Annotated in this window: 15 protein-coding genes; 11 read left to right on the top strand and 4 right to left on the bottom strand. The window is 73.7% G+C overall.

The window, feature by feature from the left end; genetic code table 11:
* Nucleotides 1-215: 215 nt before the first annotated feature.
* A complete protein-coding gene (locus tag V7E45_RS28935) occupies nt 216-1676 on the bottom strand; it encodes a S1 family peptidase (RefSeq protein WP_333777149.1) in 1461 nt (486 codons plus the stop codon).
* A 196-nt stretch (nt 1677-1872) separates the two neighbouring features.
* Here V7E45_RS28935 and V7E45_RS28930 point away from each other — a divergent pair, with 196 nt between their 5' ends.
* The 5 genes from V7E45_RS28930 (at nt 1873) to V7E45_RS28910 (ending at nt 8954) form a co-directional block, all read left to right on the top strand.
* Nucleotides 1873-2286, top strand: a complete 414-nt coding sequence (locus tag V7E45_RS28930) for a PaaI family thioesterase (RefSeq protein WP_333777148.1) — start codon at nt 1873-1875, stop codon at nt 2284-2286.
* 448 nt (nt 2287-2734) lie between these two features.
* Nucleotides 2735-2950 (top strand): hypothetical protein, encoded by a 216-nt coding sequence (locus V7E45_RS28925; RefSeq protein ID WP_020943744.1) that lies wholly within the window; start codon nt 2735-2737, stop codon nt 2948-2950.
* 106 nt (nt 2951-3056) lie between these two features.
* Nucleotides 3057-3863: an HlyD family efflux transporter periplasmic adaptor subunit gene (locus tag V7E45_RS28920; RefSeq protein ID WP_333777147.1), complete on the top strand. Its 807-nt coding sequence runs from the start codon at nt 3057-3059 to the stop codon at nt 3861-3863.
* Nucleotides 3860-6082, top strand: a complete 2223-nt coding sequence (locus V7E45_RS28915) for an NHLP family bacteriocin export ABC transporter peptidase/permease/ATPase subunit (RefSeq protein ID WP_333777146.1) — start codon at nt 3860-3862, stop codon at nt 6080-6082. The genes V7E45_RS28920 and V7E45_RS28915 overlap by 4 nt, the downstream gene beginning before the upstream one ends.
* A gap of 1 nt (nt 6083) precedes the next feature.
* Nucleotides 6084-8954, top strand: coding sequence for an NHLP bacteriocin export ABC transporter permease/ATPase subunit (locus V7E45_RS28910; protein ID WP_333777145.1), 2871 nt, complete (start codon nt 6084-6086; stop codon nt 8952-8954).
* A 159-nt stretch (nt 8955-9113) separates the two neighbouring features.
* Here V7E45_RS28910 and V7E45_RS28905 read toward each other — a convergent pair whose 3' ends face one another.
* Nucleotides 9114-9656, bottom strand: coding sequence for an SRPBCC domain-containing protein (locus V7E45_RS28905; protein WP_333777144.1), 543 nt, complete (start codon nt 9654-9656; stop codon nt 9114-9116).
* Between the two features lie 176 nt (nt 9657-9832).
* Between V7E45_RS28905 and V7E45_RS28900 the strand changes: the two genes are divergently transcribed.
* From V7E45_RS28900 to V7E45_RS28880, 5 genes are all read left to right on the top strand, one after another.
* Nucleotides 9833-11338 carry an MFS transporter gene (locus V7E45_RS28900; protein WP_333777143.1) on the top strand — a complete coding sequence of 502 codons (1506 nt, stop codon included), beginning with the start codon at nt 9833-9835 and terminating at the stop codon, nt 11336-11338.
* A gap of 181 nt (nt 11339-11519) precedes the next feature.
* Complete coding sequence (locus V7E45_RS28895; RefSeq protein WP_333777142.1) at nt 11520-11726, top strand: hypothetical protein; 207 nt, start codon at nt 11520-11522, stop codon at nt 11724-11726.
* 269 nt (nt 11727-11995) lie between these two features.
* Nucleotides 11996-13000, top strand: coding sequence for an iron-containing redox enzyme family protein (locus V7E45_RS28890; RefSeq protein WP_333777141.1), 1005 nt, complete (start codon nt 11996-11998; stop codon nt 12998-13000).
* Nucleotides 13001-13675 (top strand): HemK2/MTQ2 family protein methyltransferase, encoded by a 675-nt coding sequence (locus V7E45_RS28885; RefSeq protein ID WP_333777140.1) that lies wholly within the window; start codon nt 13001-13003, stop codon nt 13673-13675.
* A gap of 19 nt (nt 13676-13694) precedes the next feature.
* The gene (locus V7E45_RS28880) at nt 13695-13853 is read left to right on the top strand and encodes a CDGSH iron-sulfur domain-containing protein (protein ID WP_411041961.1); all 159 of its coding nucleotides are present in this window, start codon (nt 13695-13697) and stop codon (nt 13851-13853) included.
* 207 nt (nt 13854-14060) lie between these two features.
* On the opposite strand, the gene V7E45_RS28875 is transcribed toward V7E45_RS28880, so the two are convergent.
* On the bottom strand, nt 14061-14492 hold the full coding sequence (locus tag V7E45_RS28875; RefSeq protein WP_333777138.1) for a subtilase-type protease inhibitor: 432 nt from the start codon (nt 14490-14492) through the stop codon (nt 14061-14063).
* A 447-nt stretch (nt 14493-14939) separates the two neighbouring features.
* Between V7E45_RS28875 and V7E45_RS28870 the strand changes: the two genes are divergently transcribed.
* Nucleotides 14940-16109: a lactate 2-monooxygenase gene (locus V7E45_RS28870; RefSeq protein ID WP_333777137.1), complete on the top strand. Its 1170-nt coding sequence runs from the start codon at nt 14940-14942 to the stop codon at nt 16107-16109.
* 67 nt (nt 16110-16176) lie between these two features.
* Here V7E45_RS28870 and V7E45_RS28865 read toward each other — a convergent pair.
* Nucleotides 16177-17827, bottom strand: a 1651-nt coding sequence (locus V7E45_RS28865) for an RICIN domain-containing protein (RefSeq protein WP_333777136.1), incomplete at its 5' end; no start/stop codon positions are given.

Here is a 17827-nt window from a genome sequence, read left to right as displayed (position 1 = left end):
CCCCCCCCCCCCCCCCCCCCCCCCCCCCCCCCCCCCCCCCCCCCCCCCCACGGCCCTGGCCCGACCCTCCCGCCGGAGGGCCGGACCGTCCCCGCCGGCCGGAACCGAATTGGCCGGTCGGGGAGTTTTCGCGGCGGCGTTCCCGTCGCTGTCGTTCCTCTCGCTGCTTTCGCGCGGCGCCTCAAGGGGATCGTGCGGGTCACGGGGTCACGGGGTCACCCTCGGGACGACCCGCCGTGGCCCGAGGCGGTGCCGGTCTGGTCACCGGTTCCCGCGCCCGCACCGCTCTGGTCGCCGGTGCCGCTCTGGTCGGCCGCGCCGCCCTGGTCCGCGCCGCTCTGGTCACCGGCCGTGGCGGACGGGTCGGCGCCGCCGCCGATCTGGTCGCCGCCGGCCTGGTCACCCGCACCCGCCTGGTCACCCGCACCCGCCTGGTCGCCCGCACCGGCCTGGTCACCGGCACCCGCCTGGTCACCGGCCGATGCCGAGGGGTCGGCGGCGCCGGCCTGGTCGCCCGCGCCGGCGCCCGCGCCGTTGCCGCCGTCGCCGAGGGTGGCGCCGGTGGCCTGGAGGGCGGCGGTGACCGGCTGGAAGAAGGTCTCGCCACCGCTGGTGCAGTCGCCGCTGCCGCCGGAGGTGAGGCCGACCGCGCCGCCGTCCTGGGTGAACAGCGAGCCGCCGCTGTCGCCGGCCTCGGCGCAGACGTTGGTCTGGATGAGTCCGTTGACGGTGTCGACGCCACCCGGGTCGGTCTCGCTCTGGAAGTTGACGGTGGCGTCGAGGCCGGTCACCTGGCCGTTGTGCAGTCCGGTGGTGGAGCCCATCCGGAAGACGGTCGAGCCGACGGTGGCGTCCGCGGCCTGCTTGATCTGCACGGTCTGGCCGTTGCCGACGTTGACCTCGCTGGGCGCCTGGGTGCCGGCGTCGTTGTACTTCACCAGGGAGAAGTCGTTGCCCGGGAACGTGGCCTGGTCGACGGTGGCGACGGGCTGCCCGTTCTGGGAGTCGGACCAGTCCTTGGCGGCGACACCGCAGTGACCGGCCGTCAGGAAGGCGGGGCTGCCGTCGGAGGCGGTGACGTTGAAGCCGAGGGAGCAGCGGACCTGGCCGCCCTGCACCTGGGAGAAGATGGCGTCGCCGCCGGAGACGAAGGTCTTAAAGGTGCCGGCCGACTTCTTCAGGGTGGCCATGTCCCCGCCGAGGCCGCGCACGGTCGACTGGAGCCGGTCCCACTTCGCGCCGGTGACCGTGGAGTCGGCAGTGACGACGACCTTGTTGCTGCGCGGGTCGACGGCCCAGGCGGTGCCCGGCATCGTCGCCCTGGTCTTCAGGGTCCTTGCGGCGGCCTTGAGTTCGGAGGTGCTGTTGGCGACCTGGCGGACGGCGGCGCCCGCCTTCCGCGCCTGCACGATGACGTTCTTGTCGCCGTTGACGACGTTGACGACGAGCTGCTGCTTGCCGCTGTCGTAGTAGGAGCCGGCGAGGGCGTCACCGAGCGCCTTCTGGAGCTGCGCGGCGAGGTTCGAGGCGTCCGCCGCCTTCAGGGTCTTCGCGGTGCCGGCGGCGCCCGAGGCCTGGTCATTGTCCTGGGAGGCGTTGGCGTTGGGCAGCAGGAGTGCCGCCGCTCCGAGCGCCGCGACGCCACCCACCGCTATCGCGGCCTTGCGCTTGGGCATTCGCTTGTGACTCAACTTCTCGACCTCCTGGGGACGGGGGTCTGCCGCTGTAGGGGCAGTGGTTGGGGGCGCCTGGATGGCTCTAGGTACGGGCGGGTCACACGGTGCGTTCAATTCCGTTTGCCAACGACCTTGCCGGGAGGGTGAATCGGCCACGTCCGGCGTGCCGCGCCGAGCGGCCGGGAAGGATCGCGCCATGACGATGACCACCGCGGCGGCCGACGAGATCCTCTCCGCCCACTTCGCCCCCTGGGTGCTCGAACTGGGGCTGACCGTCGAGGCGGTGACCGAGGACCGGGCGGTCCTGCGTCTGCCCTGGTCGGAGCGGCTGGCCCGGGAGGGCGGCGGGCTTTCGGGACAGGCCCTGATGGCGGCCGCCGACACGGCCACGGTGATCGCGGTCTCGGCCGCGCGTGGCGGCTTCGTGCCGATGACGACCGTTCAGCAGTCGACGTCGTTCCAGCGCGCGGTGACCGGTTCGGATGTCCTGATCGAAGCGGTCCTCACCAAGCTCGGCCGGCGGATGGCGTTCGCGGACATCACGCTGAGCGACGCCGGCTCGGGTGCGCTCGCGGCCCGGGCGAGCACGGTCTACGCCCTGATGGGCTGACACGCTCGGCTACCAGCCAGTAACGGTCAGTTCCGAGCACGTAGCGGAATCCCTGCTTCAGGGAATCTGCACATTGAATGCTCAACCGAATCACGGGTGTCGCCGCTTCTGCACATCCGCGCGCCCCCCGGGGCGCCATTGGCGCCGAGTGCCGGATTCACCGGCCGGCGGGCAAGGGTCTGGCGGCGCCGATGCCGTGCGGCATGTGAAGGACTCGCCGACATACCGTGCCCGCGCCTGCACGTATGAGCCCGTTCGTGCACCAAGTTCCCAGGTGAGAGCCCTGGTTGATTGGAAGCGCGAGCGGCGTGCGTGCTTTGATCCAACTCACCGCGGGGGTCCCCCGGGCTCCCGGAGACGGGCGTCCGGCGCCCGCGGCCGCGGCCGTCTGTCCCCAGAGGGGGCCGCTTCCCCCCTTGTGAATATCCATATGAAGGGAAGTTCCACCATGAACTCCACCCCCCAGGTCGAGACCGTCGAGATCTCGGACGCCGAGCTGGACAACGTCTCCGGCGGTCTTTCCGTGAACGCCCTCAACACCGCCACCGGCGCCCTGAACGGCATCGCCCCGGTCTCCGGCCTGGTGGACACGGCTGTCGGCACCGTCGAGGGCGTCACCGGCCTGAACACCCAGCCGCTGACCAACCTGGTCGCCGGTCTCTGATCGCACCTCGGTGTCACCGAAGTCCCGGAGCCGTCCCCAGGCTCCGGGACTCTCGGGTGCCCCGACACACACCCTGACGACGTCTCTCATGGGGTGAGGGAGTTCCGTGCAGTTCCGCCAACAGGCCCTCGCCAAGCTCCAGTCGCCGGAGGAGCTCGACCTCCCGGTGCGGCTCGCCCGCCCCCAGGGCTGGCTCGCGCTCGGCGTCACCGTCGTCGTCATGGCGGCCGCCTCCGTGTGGGCGGTGACCGGTTCGGTCGCCTCCACCGTGAGCGCGCAGGCCGTCCTCACCCACGGGCAGGGCAGCTACCTGCTGCAGAGCCCCGTGACCGGCCAGGTGAGCTCCGTACTCGCCCGGCAGGGCCAGCGGCTGCCGGCCGGCGCCCCCGTGCTCAAGGTCCGCACGGCGCAGGGCGACGCGACGGTCCGCACGGTCGCGGCAGGCCGCGTCACCACGCTCGCCGCCACCATCGGCCAGATCATCCGCACCGGCACCGACGTGGCCGCCGTGGAGAAGATCGCACACGCCTCCGACCCGCTCTACGCCACCGTGTACGTGCCCGCCGAGAACGCCGCCGCCATCCCCGCGCACGCCCCGGTCGACCTGACCGTGTCCTCCGTGCCGACCGAGCGCTACGGCGTGCTGCGCGGGCACGTGAAGTCGGTGGACCGCGTCGCGCAGTCCCCGCAGTCGATCGCCGCCTTCCTCGGCGACAGCCAGCTCGGCGAGCAGTTCACCCGCAAGGGACGCCCGGTGGCCGTCCTCGTGGCCCTGGACCGGTCACGGTCCACCAGGAGCGGCTACCGGTGGTCCACCGGCGGCGGCCCGCCGTACCGCCTCGACTCCATGACCCTCGCCTCCGGTTCCGTCCGGCTCGCCGACCAGCGTCCCCTCGATTGGCTGCTCCCGTGACCACCACGCAGGAAACCCGCGGCCGCAGACGGGCCGCGCCGGCCAAGCGGCCGGTGCCCAAACCCAGCGGCGGCACGGTCCGTACGCCCACCGTGCTCCAGATGGAGGCCGTGGAGTGCGGTGCCGCCTCGCTGGCCATGGTGCTCGGCCACTACGGCCGGCACGTGCCGCTCGAGGAGCTGCGCATCGCCTGCGGCGTCTCCCGCGACGGCTCGCGCGCCAGCAACCTGCTCAAGGCCGCCCGTGGTTACGGCCTGACGGCCAAGGGCATGCAGATGGACCTGGCCGCCCTCGCCGAGGTGCGGGCCCCGGCCGTCCTCTTCTGGGAGTTCAACCACTACGTCGTCTACGACGGCATGGGCCGCCGCCTCGGCCGGCGCGGCGTGTACATCAACGACCCCGCCAAGGGCCGCCGGTTCGTGCCGATGGAGGAGTTCGACGGCAGCTTCACCGGTGTGGTGCTGGTGATGGAGCCCGGCGAAGGCTTCACCCGCGGCGGGCGCAGGCCGGGCGTGCTCGGCGCGATGCCGGCCCGGCTGCGCGGCACCGCGGGCGCCCTGCCCGCCGCCGTGCTGGCCAGCCTGCTGCTGGTGGCGGTGGGCGCGGCCGTGCCCGCGCTCAGCCGCACCTACATCGACATGTTCCTCATCGGCGGCCAGACCTCGCTGCTGGGCGTGCTGTTCGCGTCGATGGCCACCTGCGTGCTGCTCACCCTGGTGCTGACCTGGCTCCAGCAGGCCAACCTGCTGCACGGCCGGATCATCTCCTCCACCCTCTCCAGCGCCCGCTTCCTGCGCCATCTGCTGCGGCTGCCGGTGACGTTCTTCGCCCAGCGCTCCCCGGCCGACCTGGTGCAGCGACTGCAGTCCAACGACCAGGTCGCCGAGACGCTGGCCCGCGACCTCGCGGCGGCGGGCGTCGACGCGATCGTGGTCGTGCTGTACGCGGTCCTGCTCTACACCTACGACCCGCAGCTGACCTTCCTCGGCATCGGCGTGGCGCTGCTCAACGTGGTGGCGATGCGACTGGTCGTACGGCTGCGCGCCACCCGGACGGCGAAGCTGCGCGCGGACACCGCGCGCCTCACCAACACCTCCTACACCGGTCTGCAGCTGATCGAGACGATGAAGGCGACCGGCGGCGAGGACGGCTACTTCCGCAAGTGGGCCGGACAGCACGCCACCACCCTGGAGGAGCAGCAGCGGCTCGGTGTGCCCAGCGCCTGGCTGGGGGTGGTCGCGCCGACGCTGGCCACCGTCAACAGCGCGCTGATCCTGTGGATCGGCGGCCTGCGGGCGGTCGAGGGGCACATCTCGGTCGGCCTGCTGGTCGCCTTCCAGGCGCTGGTCACCCGCTTCACCGCGCCGCTGACCCGGCTCAACGGTGTGGCGGGACGTATCCAGGACTTCGCGGCCGACGTGGCCCGGCTCAAGGACGTGGAGAACTTCCAGGCCGACCCGCTCTACGCCCGGCCCGGCGGGGGCGACTCCACCCGCCGACTGCACGGACACGTCGAGCTGGAGAACGTCACCTTCGGCTACAGCCCGCTGGACCAGCCGCTGCTGACCGGCTTCGACCTGACGGTGGGTCCGGGCCGGCAGGTGGCGCTGGTGGGCGGCTCGGGCAGCGGCAAGTCGACCGTGTCCCGGCTCATCTCGGGGCTGTACACGCCCTGGGACGGGGTGATCCGCATCGACGGCCGCCGTCTCGAGGACATCCCGCGCGGCGCGCTCGCCGCCTCCGTCTCCTTCGTCGACCAGGACGTGTTCCTCTTCGAGGGCTCGGTCCGCGACAACGTGGCGCTGTGGGACCCGTCGGTGCCGGACGAGGCCGTCGTGGAGGCGCTGCGGGACGCCGCCCTGTACGACGTGGTGACGCGCCGGCCCGGCGGCATCCACAGCACGGTCGAGCAGGACGGCCGCAACTTCTCCGGCGGTCAGCGCCAGCGGCTGGAGATCGCCCGGGCGCTGGTGCGCCGGCCCAGCATCCTCGTGCTGGACGAGGTGACCAGCGCGCTGGACGCGGAGACCGAGCAGATCGTGATGGACAACCTGCGCCGGCGCGGCTGCGCCTGTGTGGTGATCGCCCACCGGCTCAGCACGGTCCGGGACAGCGACGAGATCGTCGTGCTCCAGCACGGCACGGTCGTGGAGCGCGGGCGGCACGAGGAGCTGGTGGCGCGCGGCGGCGCGTACGCCGCGCTGGTCAGGGAGCGGTGAGATGACGACGGTTCGGCAGGGGCGGGAGGGGTACGAAGGCGACCTCGTCCTCGGCGCGCTGGGCACGATCGGCACCCGGGTCGACTGCGCCGGTCTCAACCGGCTGGACCTGGAGGGCCCGCAGGTGCTGTGGCTGGTCGCGGCCGGGGCCCTGGACCTGTTCGCCGTGGACGCCGCCGAGCAGGGCCACTGGCACCACCTCGGCCGGCTGGAGGCGGGCGCGCTGCTGCTCGGGCCGGTCGCGGGCCCGCGGCACACGCTGGTGGCGCGCCCGGCGCGCGACTGCGTGGTGCACCGTGTCGGCCTGCGCGAGCTGTACCAGCCCGCGCACACCCAGACCTGGTCGTACGACGAGTACGGCAACCCCCAGTACGTGCCGCCGACATCGAGCCCGCTGGAGTACGCGCTCGCCCTCGGCGTGGGCCGCGGCCTGTCCGTCCTGTTCCAGGCCCCGATGGCCGAGGAGCGGACGGCCGCCCATGGCGGTACCCCCGCGGGAGCTCGTTCGAGCGTGGGGGACGACGACGACGTGTTCTGGATGCAGGTGCCGCCGGGCAGCGTGCAGTACGGCGCGCTGTACGGCGCGGAGGCCGCCGCCGACCTGCTGATGGACCCGGCGCTGTGGCAGAGCATGGTGGACCAGCAGTACCGGCTGCTGACCGCGCTGGACCGGTGGATCGAGCAGCTGGAGCGCACCCACGAGACGCGCACGGCCGCCGGCATCAAGGCCGGTGAGGCGGTGCGGGCCCAGGCCGACCGGACCCTGCTGGCCGCCATCGGCAAGCGCTCGGCCCGCCGTACCACGGCCGCCGACGCGGACGCGACGTACGCCGCCTGCCGGCTGGTCGCCGAGGCGGCCGGGATCGAGCTGGCCGGGCCGGACCGGAGCGGCACCGAGAGCGACCGCCTCGACCCGGTCGAACGGGTCGCCCTCGCCTCCCGGGTGCGCACCCGTGCCGTGCGCCTCGACGGGCGCTGGTGGCGGGAGAACGTGGGCCCGCTGGTCGGGCACCGAGCGCTGTCCGGGGCGCCGGTCGCGCTGCTGTGGCGGCGCGGCGGCTACGCGGCCGTCCACCCGGGCACCGGCCGCGAGACCCCCATCGAGAAGGCGAACGCGGCGGAGTTCGAACCGCGCGCGGTGATGTTCTACCGGCCGCTGCCCGAGCGCCGCCTCACCCCGGCGACCCTGCTCAGGTTCTGTCTGCGGGGCACCCGCGGCGACCTGCTCAACCTGGTGCTGGCCGGGCTGGTGACGGTGGCGATCGGCGCCCTGGTGCCGGTCGCCACGGGCAAGGTGCTCGGCGAGTACGTGCCCAGGGCGCAGGAGGACCTGATCGCCCAGGTCTGTCTGGCCGTGCTGGTGAGCGGGGTGGTCTCGGCCGCGTTCACGCTGCTGGAGAACCTGACCATCCTGCGCCTGGAAGGTCGCATCGAGGCGGCGCTGCAACCGGCCGTCTGGGACCGGCTGCTGCGGCTGCCGACCCGGTTCTTCACCCAGCGCTCCACCGGTGAACTGGCCAGTGCGGCCATGGGCATCAGCGCGATCCGCCGGCTGCTCGCGGGCGTCGGCCCGGTGATCGCGCAGTCGGTGACGGTCGGGGCGATGAACCTGGGGCTGCTGTTCTGGTTCAGCGTGCCGATGGCGCTGGCGGCGATCGGCATGCTCGTCGTCATCGCCGCCGTGTTCCTCGGTCTCGGGCTGTGGCAGGTGCGCTGGCAGCGGCGGCTCGTGGTGCTCGGCAACAAGCTGAACAACCAGGCGTTCCAGACCCTGCGGGGCCTGCCGAAGCTGCGGGTGGCGGCGGCCGAGAACTACGCGTACGCCGCCTGGGCGCGGGAGTTCGCCCGCAGCCGGGAGCTCCAGCAGAAGGTGGGCCGGATCAAGAACCTCACCACGGTGCTGGGCGCGGTCTACCTGCCGGTCTGCACCCTGGTGATGTTCATGCTGCTGGCGGGTCCGGCCAGGGGCGCGATGTCGGCGGCGGCGTTCCTCACCTTCAACACGTCGGTGACGATGCTGCTGACCTCGGTCACCCAGCTCACCGGTTCCTTCGTCTCCGCGGTGGCCGCGCTGCCGCTGTTCGAAGAGATCAGGCCGGTCCTGGACGCCACCCCCGAGGTGCGTTCGGCGAGCACGCGGCCCGGTCCGCTGTCCGGCGCGGTGGAGGCCCGCCGGCTCTCCTTCCGGTACGCCGACGACGGGCCGCTCGTCCTGGACGACGTGTCCTTCTCGGTGCGGCCCGGGGAGTTCGTGGCGATCGTCGGGCCCAGCGGGTGCGGCAAGTCCACCCTGCTCCGGCTGCTCATCGGCTTCGACCGGCCGGTCTCGGGCAGTGTGCTGTACGACGGCCAGGACCTGGCCGCCCTGGACCGGTCGGCGGTGCGCCGCCAGTGCGGTGTCGTGCTCCAGCACGCTCAGCCGTTCACGGGGTCCATCCTCGACGTCATCTGCGGCACCGAGCCGTACACGCCGGAGGAGGCGATGGCCGCCGCGGAGCTGGCGGGGCTCGCGGCGGACATCGAGCGGATGCCGATGGGGCTGCACACGATCGTCGCGGGCAACGGCGCGATCTCCGGCGGCCAGCGGCAGCGCCTGATGATCGCGCAGGCGCTGATCCGGCGCCCGCGCATCCTGTTCTTCGACGAGGCGACCAGCGCCCTGGACAACGACACCCAGCGCATCGTCATCGAGAGCACCCGCAAGCTCAACGCCACGCGTGTCGTCATCGCGCACCGCCTTTCGACGGTGCTGGACGCGGACCGGGTGGTGGTCATGGAGGACGGCAAGGTCGTCCAGCAGGGCGCCCCCGCCGAGTTGCTCGCCGACACCGGGGGCCGACTGCACGAGCTGGTGCGCAGGCAGCTGACGTAGCGCTTGCGGACCGCCCCGGCGGGCGCGGCAGCCCGAGATCGGTCCCGCCGGCGCGGAGCCCACGGATCGGCACAGCTGCCGGCGCGGAGCCGACGGATCGGCACAACTGCCGGCGCGGAGCCCGCTGAGCAGCCCAGTTGCCGGTGCCGAGCCCGCGGATCAGCCCAGGCCGGGCACGGGGGCGCCGGACGGCACCCCCGCCGTGACGTAGGCGCCGTAGAACTCCTTCCACGTCCCGGGCGTCCCGCCCGTCCCGGCGGGCGGCCCGCCGCGGGCCGCGGTGTCCAGGGCGGCCAGGCAGACCTCCCAGCCGGCGGCGTTGCGCGCTGCGGTGTCCTCGGCGGCGAGCACGTCGGTGAGCGTGAACCGGGTGCGGGCGCCGCCGGTGTCCTTGCGCGCGCCCAATTCCTCCAGGTCGAAGTGGAGTTCGTCGCCACCCCATTCGAGGGAGAGGTGGAGGGGCGGCCGGACGTCGAGCACCCGGCCGGTGGACTCGGGCATGTTCGGGTCCCCGCTGAAGCGGATGGCGCCGCCGGGCCGCAGGTCCATCTCGGCCCGGGAGGGGAACCAGCGGGCGAGCTCGCCGGGCTCGGTCACCAGCCGCCAGGCCCGCTCCACGGTGTGGTCGTGGACGCGGCTGAACCGGACGGCCGGGCGGCCGTCGTCGAGAGTCAGGAAGGTCCCGGTGAGATCGACGGCCATGGGTGCTCCGGTCCCTTCATCGGTCCTGAGTGGTCCTGCGGGCGGTCTCAGGTGTGGTACCCGTCACCCCGGCACCCCAAGCGAAACGTTGCCGTTTCGCTAGAACTGCTCTAGCCTCGATCTGTACGAAACGGTTTCGTTTACGCGTCTACGCGAGCTTCCCGGAGTGGTTTCCGATGCCCCAGAAGACTGTCGCCGACGGCACCCGCACAGGGGCCCTCGCGAAGGCTCCCGCCGAGGCCCCGGCCAAGCGGTGGTGGATCCTCGCGGTCATCGCCGTCGCCCAGCTGATGGTGGTCCTCGACGCCACGATCGTGAACATCGCCCTGCCCTCCGCCCAGGCCGACCTCGGCTTCTCGGACGGCAACCGGCAGTGGATCGTGACCGCCTACGCGCTGGCGTTCGCCTCGCTGCTGCTGCTCGGCGGCCGCATCGCCGACCTGTTCGGCCGCAAGCCCGCCTTCCTCGTGGGCATCGTCGGCTTCGCCGCGGCCTCCGCGCTCGGCGGCGCCGCGAACGGCTTCACCATGCTGGTCGTGGCCCGCGCCCTGCAGGGCGCCTTCGGGGCGCTGCTCGCGCCGGCCGCGCTGTCGCTGCTCAACACCACCTTCACCGACGCCCGCGAGCGGGCCCGCGCGTTCAGCGTGTACGGCGCGATCGCCGGCGCCGGCGGCGCGGTCGGCCTGCTGCTCGGCGGCGTCCTGACCGACGCGTTCGACTGGCGCTGGACCCTGTACGTCAACGTGGCCATCGCCGTCGTCGCCTTCATCGGCGGCTGGGTGCTGCTGGGCAGCCACCGGGACGCGGCGGACGCCAAGCTGGACGTGCCGGGCACGGTCCTGGTCGCCGCGGGTCTGTTCTCCGTGGTCTACGGCTTCTCCAACGCCGAGACGCACGACTGGGGCTCGCCGCTGACCTGGGGCTTCCTGATCGCCGGCGGCCTGCTGCTGGCGGCCTTCGCCTGGTGGCAGACCCGGGCCGCGCACCCGCTGCTGCCCCTGCGCATCCTGCTCGACCGCGACCGCGGCGCCTCGTTCGTCGCGGTGCTCCTGACCGGCGCGGGCATGTTCGGCGTGTTCCTCTTCCTGACCTACTACCTCCAGCTCAACCTCGGCTTCAGCCCGACGAAGACCGGTGTCGCCTTCCTGCCGATGGTCGGCGCGCTGATGGTGGCCGCGCAGGTCGGCACCACCGTCCTGATGCCCCGGATCGGCCCGAAGGCGGTCATCCCGCTGGGCTTCGCGATCGCCACGGCCGGCATGGCCTGGCTGACCGGGATCGGCCTCGGCTCCTCCTACGCGAGCGCGGTGCTCCCCCAGGTGGTCGTGATCGGCGTGGGCCTCGGCCTGGTCATGCCGCCCGCCATGCAGCTGGCCACCGGCGGGGTCGCGGCCGAGGACGCGGGCGTCGCCTCGGCCACCGTCAACGCCATGCAGCAGGTGGGCGGCTCGATCGGCACGGCCCTGCTGAACACGCTCGCGGCGAGCGCGGCCACCGACTACCTCGCGGGCCACAACCCGCCGAGCAGGCAGGTGCAGGCGCAGGCGACGATCGAGAGCTACACCACCGCCTTCTGGTGGTCCGCGGTCCTCTTCGGCGCCGGCACCGTCATCGCCTTCCTGCTCTACCGGCGCGGGGTGCCGAAGCAGGACACGGGCGCGGCACCGGTCGTCCACATGTGAGCCGCCGACGACCGTCCTGATGGTCGTGACCATGCCGAGGGGGGGGGGGGCGCCCCCCCCCCCCCCCCCCCCCCCCCTCACAGGCTTGAGACGGCTCCGACGGGCAACCCGAAGTGGATCAAGATGATCCAGCCGCTCGGGACCACCGGGACGAGCGGACGCGGCGACGGAAGGAGACGCCATGCCGGGCCGGCACGACGACCACCACGACGGGCACCACGACGGGCACCACAACGACGACACAACACAGCCCCGGACGGCCCTGGACGAGGTGGTCCGGGAGGCCGAGGACGCGGAGACGCACGGCCGCGACGAGCGCCGGGACGGCGAGGCCGCCGACGCCATCACGCCGAACACCGCGGCGCAGGAGCGGTCCGAAGGAGAGTGACCCGCGACGCGGCTCTGCCTGGCGGAGCACCCTGTGAGCGCTCCGCCAGGCAGAGCATCGCGTCCAGGCCGAGCCGGCCAGGTGGGCAAGGTGATCACCACGATCCGCACGGCCAGCGGCTTGTCGTGCACACGCGGCCAGGCGTCGCCCTCCGTCACGGCCACGCCGGCCACGCCGGGCTCGACGGCCGGGTCCACGGGCCCCAGGGCGACCGGAACACTTCCGCAACAAGCCCCGGTGCCTTCACGCCGGGCGGGTACCCGGGTGCCATGAACCACCACCTGCGAGGACCCCAGCTGCCCCCGGCCCGGGGGCAGCTCTCGGAGGCCGTCGTCGCGTACCTGCGCGGCGCCGGCCGGCTGCCCCGTACCGTCACGGCGGACCCGTACGGCGACGATCTCCAGCTCGCCCTCTACCTCTGCTACGAGCTGCACTACCGCGGTTTCGCGGGCGTGGAGCCGCGCTACGAGTGGGACCCGGAGCTGCTGCGCCTCCGGGGCGCGATGGAGGACCGTTTCCTGACCGCGCTGCGCGCCGACACCCCGGGTCACGACAGCCTCGACGACGCGCTCGGCGCGCTCCTGGTGGAGCCGGCCGAGGGCACCGGGGTCACCCACTTCCTGTGCGGCGAGGGCGAGTTGTGGCACCTGCGCGAGTACGCGGCGCAACGCTCCCTCTACCACCTGAAGGAGGCCGACCCGCACGCGTGGGTGCTGCCCAGGCTGTGGGGGCGGGCCAAGGCGGCGATGGCGGCGGTGGAGTACGACGAGTTCGGCGGCGGTCGCGCCGAGCGGGTGCACGCCCGGCTGTTCGCCGACCTGATGGCGGACCTCGGCCTGGACACCGGGTACGGCCACTACCTGGACGCGGGCTGCGCCGAGATGCTCGCCGTCGTCAACCTGATGTCGCTGTTCGGGCTGCACCGCGAGCTGCGCGCCGCGCTGGTGGGCCATTTCGCCGACGTGGAGATCACCTCCTCCCCCGGGTCGCGCCGGCTGGCCGAGGCGATGCGCCGCACGGGCGCCGGTCCGGCCGCCGAGTTCTTCTACGACGAGCACGTCGAGGCGGACGCGGTGCACGAACAGGTGGTCCGTCATGAGGTGATCGGGGGCCTGCTGGAGGAGGAACCGGAGTCGGCGGCCGACATCGCCTTCGGCATCGACGCGACCGAGTTCCTGGAGGACCGGCTGGCGCGGCGGCTGCTCACCGAGTGGCGCGCGGGACGCTCGTCGCTCCGCACACCCCTTGCCCCTGAAATGGCCCATACATCCTGAATGCGAGGGTACTCGCGCGATGTGATCTCTCTGGTACTTCCGGGCGTCTACGCCCCTCAGGACGACACGGCACTGCTGATCGAGGCCCTCCACGAGGAGGCGCCCGCGCCGGGCGCGCGCGTACTCGACGTGGGCACCGGAAGCGGCGCGCTGGCACTCGCGGCCGCCCGCCACGGCGCCGAGGTCACCGCGGTGGACGTGTCCCGGCGGGCGGTGTGGACGGCGCGGCTGAACGCGTGGCTCACCCGGCTGCCGGTCCGGATCCGGCGCGGCAACCTCTTCGGCCCGGTCCGGGGCCGGACTTACGACCTGGTGCTCGCCAACCCGCCCTACGTTCCGGCGCCCGCCGAGCGGCGCCGGCCGCGCGGCCGGGCCGTCGCCTGGGACGCGGGCCACGACGGGCGGCTGCTGCTGGACCGCATCTGCCGGGACGGGCCCGGGCTGCTGCGGCCCGGGGGCGTTCTGCTGATCGTCCACTCCGCGCTCAGCGGACCGGAGCGCACGCTGCAACTGCTGCGCGGCGCGGGGCTGAAGGCCACCGTGGTCCGGCGCCGCTGGATCGCGTTCGGTCCGGTGCTGCGCTCCCGGGAGGACTGGCTGCGGCGCCGCGGTCTGCTCGCGGCGGCCGACGACAAGGAGGAGCTGGTGGTGATCCGTGCCGAACGACCGTGCTGACCGGCCCTGTCGGATCCGGATGCAGCGGCCGGGGCCGCTGTTGGTGGAAGGCCCGGTGGAAATCGAACTGGAGGACGGCACCACGGTCACCTCCGACCGTTTCCGTGTCGCTCTGTGCACGTGCCGGCGCAGTCGCCGATTCCCCTGGTGCGACACGAGTCACCGCCGCAAGGCATAGCCACCGGTTGAAACCGGTTGTTTCTCGCCGCTCCCCGGGAGGCCCCCCACGGGCCTGCCCGGGGAGCGGCTGTGTGCCCGGGAGTCGACGGGACGGCCCCACTCCGCCCGTCGGTCCCGGTGCGAGATCGCAGGTTCCCCGTTCCAGGGGCCGCACTCCCCAGTTGCGGGCCTGATCCGGTGATACGGAGACCGTGCGATCCCGGCTCTAGAACGCGAAGACGCTGCTGTCGAGCGCGTCCTTCGCGCAGGTGTTGCCGAAGGTCCGTTCGTAGGCGACGCGCCGGCCCTGCCAGACGCCCTGCACCGTGACGACCACGGGGTCGTAGACCTTGGTGCACCAGACGTCATCCCGGGCCTTGAGGGCCGCGAAGTCGCCCGCGACCCCGCGCAGTTCGGCACAGGCCCGGTCGGCGGCCGGGTGGGTCCCGGAGGCCGTCGGGGCGCAGTTCAGGGTGACGGCGCGCTCCGGAGTCGCCGTGGCCGCGCTGTCGCCGTGGCCGGTGGTGAGCACCAGCGCCGAGGGGGCGTAGAGCGACGACGCGGCGTCGGGTGCAGCGGCGGCGGCCCCGGTCAGGGGTCCGCAGACGGCGGCGGCGGTGAGGCCGAGGGCCGCTGCCCAGCGCGCGGTGTTCCGCATGGTGCGCATCCTTCCGCTCGGATGGAGGGGGCCGCGGCTCCGGCCGGGTGTGGCCGGGGCGGCGAGCGCCACTCTGCCGAGTCCGTCGCCGAAACACACATCGAACCCTCACGTTTCAGTAACCTTGCGTGTTGAAACAGTGGCGTGAAGTCACCAAGACTGACCGGGTCGACCGCTCAACCGAGCGGTTCTTGATCGGGAATAGTCGCTGGATGGCTGAAAAACACCTCTTCGTTAATAGGCCTGAAACATCCCGGCGCCGGCGCCGGAACACCCCGTAGTGACGCCTCGTGTTCACGGGCGCGTTCCGGAGAGCCGGCCCACGCAGAGCGTCCCCGCCGCCGGGGCGGGATGCCGCGGTGACGGCGTCCCCCGCGGCCCGGCCCGCGCCTACCCGCGAGTATCGTCGGCGCCGCGCAGGCTCGACGAGGAGAGGCGGACCCACGGATGGCGAAGCACTGGGCGGACTTCCAGTACGAGATCTACCTGAACGGGATGACGGGGGCCGTGCCCCGCCTCCCCACCGATCTGACCCGGCTGGAGGAGCTCGCCGAGCACCGTCTGGGCCCGGGCCCGGTGGGGTACGTGGCGGGCAGCGCGGGCGACGGCAGCACGGCGGCGGCGAACCGGGCCGCGCTCGGCCGCCACCGGATCGTGCCGCGCATGCTGCGGGACGTGCACGAGCGGGACCTGTCGGTGGCCGTGCTCGGCCGTGCGCTGCCCGCGCCGCTCGCCCTCGCCCCCGTCGGCGTGCTGTCGATCATGCACCCGGACGCCGAGCCGGCCGCCGCCCGGGCCGCCGCCGCGCAGGGGGTGCCGTACATCCTGTCGTCGGCCTCCAGCACACCGCTGGAGCAGGTGGCGGAGGCCATGGGGGACGCCGAGCGCTGGTTCCAGCTCTACTGGGGCAGCGACCGGGAGGTGACGCGCAGTTTCCTCGGCCGGGCCCGGGCGGCCGGCTACTCGGTGCTGGTGGTCACCCTGGACACGCCGCTGCTGGCGTGGCGGCCGCGCGATCTGGACCAGGCGTACCTGCCGTTCCTGCACGGGGTCGGCACCGCCAACTACTTCACCGACCCGGCCTTCGCCGCGGGTCTCGCCAAGCCCGTGCAGGAGGATCCCACCGCGGCCGTCCGGCACTTCCTCGGCCTGTTCGGGGACGCGAGCCACACCTGGCCCGACCTGGCGTTCCTCCGGGAGCACTGGGACGGGCCGATCGTTCTCAAGGGCGTGCTGCACCCCGACGACGCGCGGCAGGCCGCCGACGCCGGGATGGACGGCGTGGTGGTCTCCAACCACGGCGGCCGGCAGGTGGCCGGCTCGGTGGCGGCGGCCGACGCGCTGCCCGACGTCGCCGAGGCGGTGGGCGACCGGCTGACGGTCATGTTCGACAGCGGGGTGCGCACCGGCGACGACGTGTTCAAGGCCCTCGCCCTCGGCGCGCGTGCGGTGCTGCTAGGGCGGCCGTACGTGTACGGGCTCGGGCTGGACGGACAGGCCGGGGTGGAGCACGTGATCCGCTGCGTGCTCGCGGAGCTCGACCTGACGCTGGCCCTGTCCGGGCACTCCACACCGGCGACGGTCACCCCGAACGACCTCGCCGGGACGACCACCTGACCCACCGGGCCCCACCGCCCCCGAGGGCGGGGCCCGCCGGAGGCGGCCAGGTGCGCCTCCGGGCCGGTCAGGTGCCCGTCCGGGCCGGGCGGGCCGGGGTGCCGGACGGCCCGCCGGTCACGCCGGTCGACAGGGAGCCCTGACTCGCCGACGGGCCGTCGGTCACCCAGCGCTGGCCGGCGGAGTGGTCCCGGACCTTGACGACGATGTCGGAGCCCGCGGTCTCACCGGCCGGGGCCAGTGCCAGCGTCTCGTCCCAGCGGGGCAGCAACTCGCCCTGCACGGTGAGGTGGTAGCGCACGTCGTCACCGCGTGGCGCGTCGGCGCCCGCGCAGGTGCCGAGGATCACGACACCCGCGTCGGCGTGCGAGTCCAGGCACAGAGCCGAGTCGGCACCGCTGCGCAGCAGCCCGTCCGCGCCGTACGTCCACCGCTGCGTGTCCGCCGTCGAGCAGGCGGCGAGCACCACGCTCGCGCCCGCCGTCGGCAGGCCCTTGACGTCCAGGCACAGGTCGGCGGCCGCGTTGTGCAGCCGGGTCGGCCGACCGGCCGTCGGCAGGCCCGCGGTGCCGGGCGCAGCGGCGGAGGGCGGGGTCCGGGGCCGGGCGTCGGTCCCGGACCCCGCGGGGGCGACCGGATCGGTGTGGCCGCCGCCGTCCGGCCACACGGTGAGCACGAGGACGGTCGCGAGCAGCACGGCCGAGGCGACCCCGACCCCGCTGAGCAGGGTCCTGGCCGACCAGCCGGCCGCGGGCGCGCGCCGGTCGGCCGTGCCCGGCCGGGCCCCGGCACGCCTGCGTCCCCCGCCGGGCTCCGGGAGCCGCCCCGCCGGCCCGGGTCCGCCGCCGCGACGGCCGCCGCCGGACCGGCGTGAGGTGCCGCGGGCGCGGGACGGGCCGGTCCGGCGGCGGCCGGGCCGCGAGTCGAGGTACCGGTGGGCGCCCCAGCCGAGCACCGCCTCGGCGAGCAGGACACCGAGTCCGCCCTCGATCCGGCCCAGTTGCTCGGCGGCGTGCCGGCAGTAGGGGCAGCCATCCAGGTGCTGCCGGACGTCGGGCAGCAGGGCGCCGCCGCGGCGGATCGGCACGTCGAGGAGGCGGTTGTAGTGACGGCAGTCGGTGCTCGGCGCGAGTTCGCGGTGGGCGCGGACGCAGCCCTCCCGGAACTTCTCCCGGGCCTGTTCGAGTGCGACGGCCGCGCTGTCGCCGTCCAGGCCGAGCAGCCCGGCGGGGACGGCGATCGGCTCGGCCTCGACCTCGGTGTGCCAGAGCAGGGCCTGTTCGAGCCGGGGAAGGCTGTGGAACGAGCGTTCGGAGAGGAGGCGGTTCTCCGGTATCAGGGTCTTCGCCATCCGCATACCGCGGCCTCCGGCGGGCTTCTGGAGCCCCGGCAGCACCTCGGTGATCCGGTCGGTGGTGGACCAGTTGAGGACGGTGTCCCGCACCGCGACCAGCAGGCGGGGCCGGAGCGCCTCGGCGGGTTCGCCGAGCGCGAGCCGGTCGAGGACCTGGTGGAAGGCGGTGGCGGTGACCATGTGGGCGAGGGGGCCTGGCACGGCCAGGCAGACGACGGCGTAGTCCTGGGCCGGCCGCCAGTGGCGGGCCATCAGCAGGGCGGCGCAGCGGGCGGCCTCGGCGTCGGAGCCGGCCCGCAGCGGAGCGGCGAGCGACTCGTCGGACTCCCCCGGGTCGCCCCCTGGGGGCGGGTAGGGCGGACGG

The sequence above is a fragment of the Streptomyces sp. IBSBF 3136 genome (assembly GCF_036815105.1).
Taxonomy (GTDB): Bacteria; Actinomycetota; Actinomycetes; order Streptomycetales; family Streptomycetaceae; genus Streptomyces.
The sequence above is the reverse complement of the archived record's forward strand: the minus strand, read 5'-3'. Positions and strand labels throughout refer to the sequence as shown.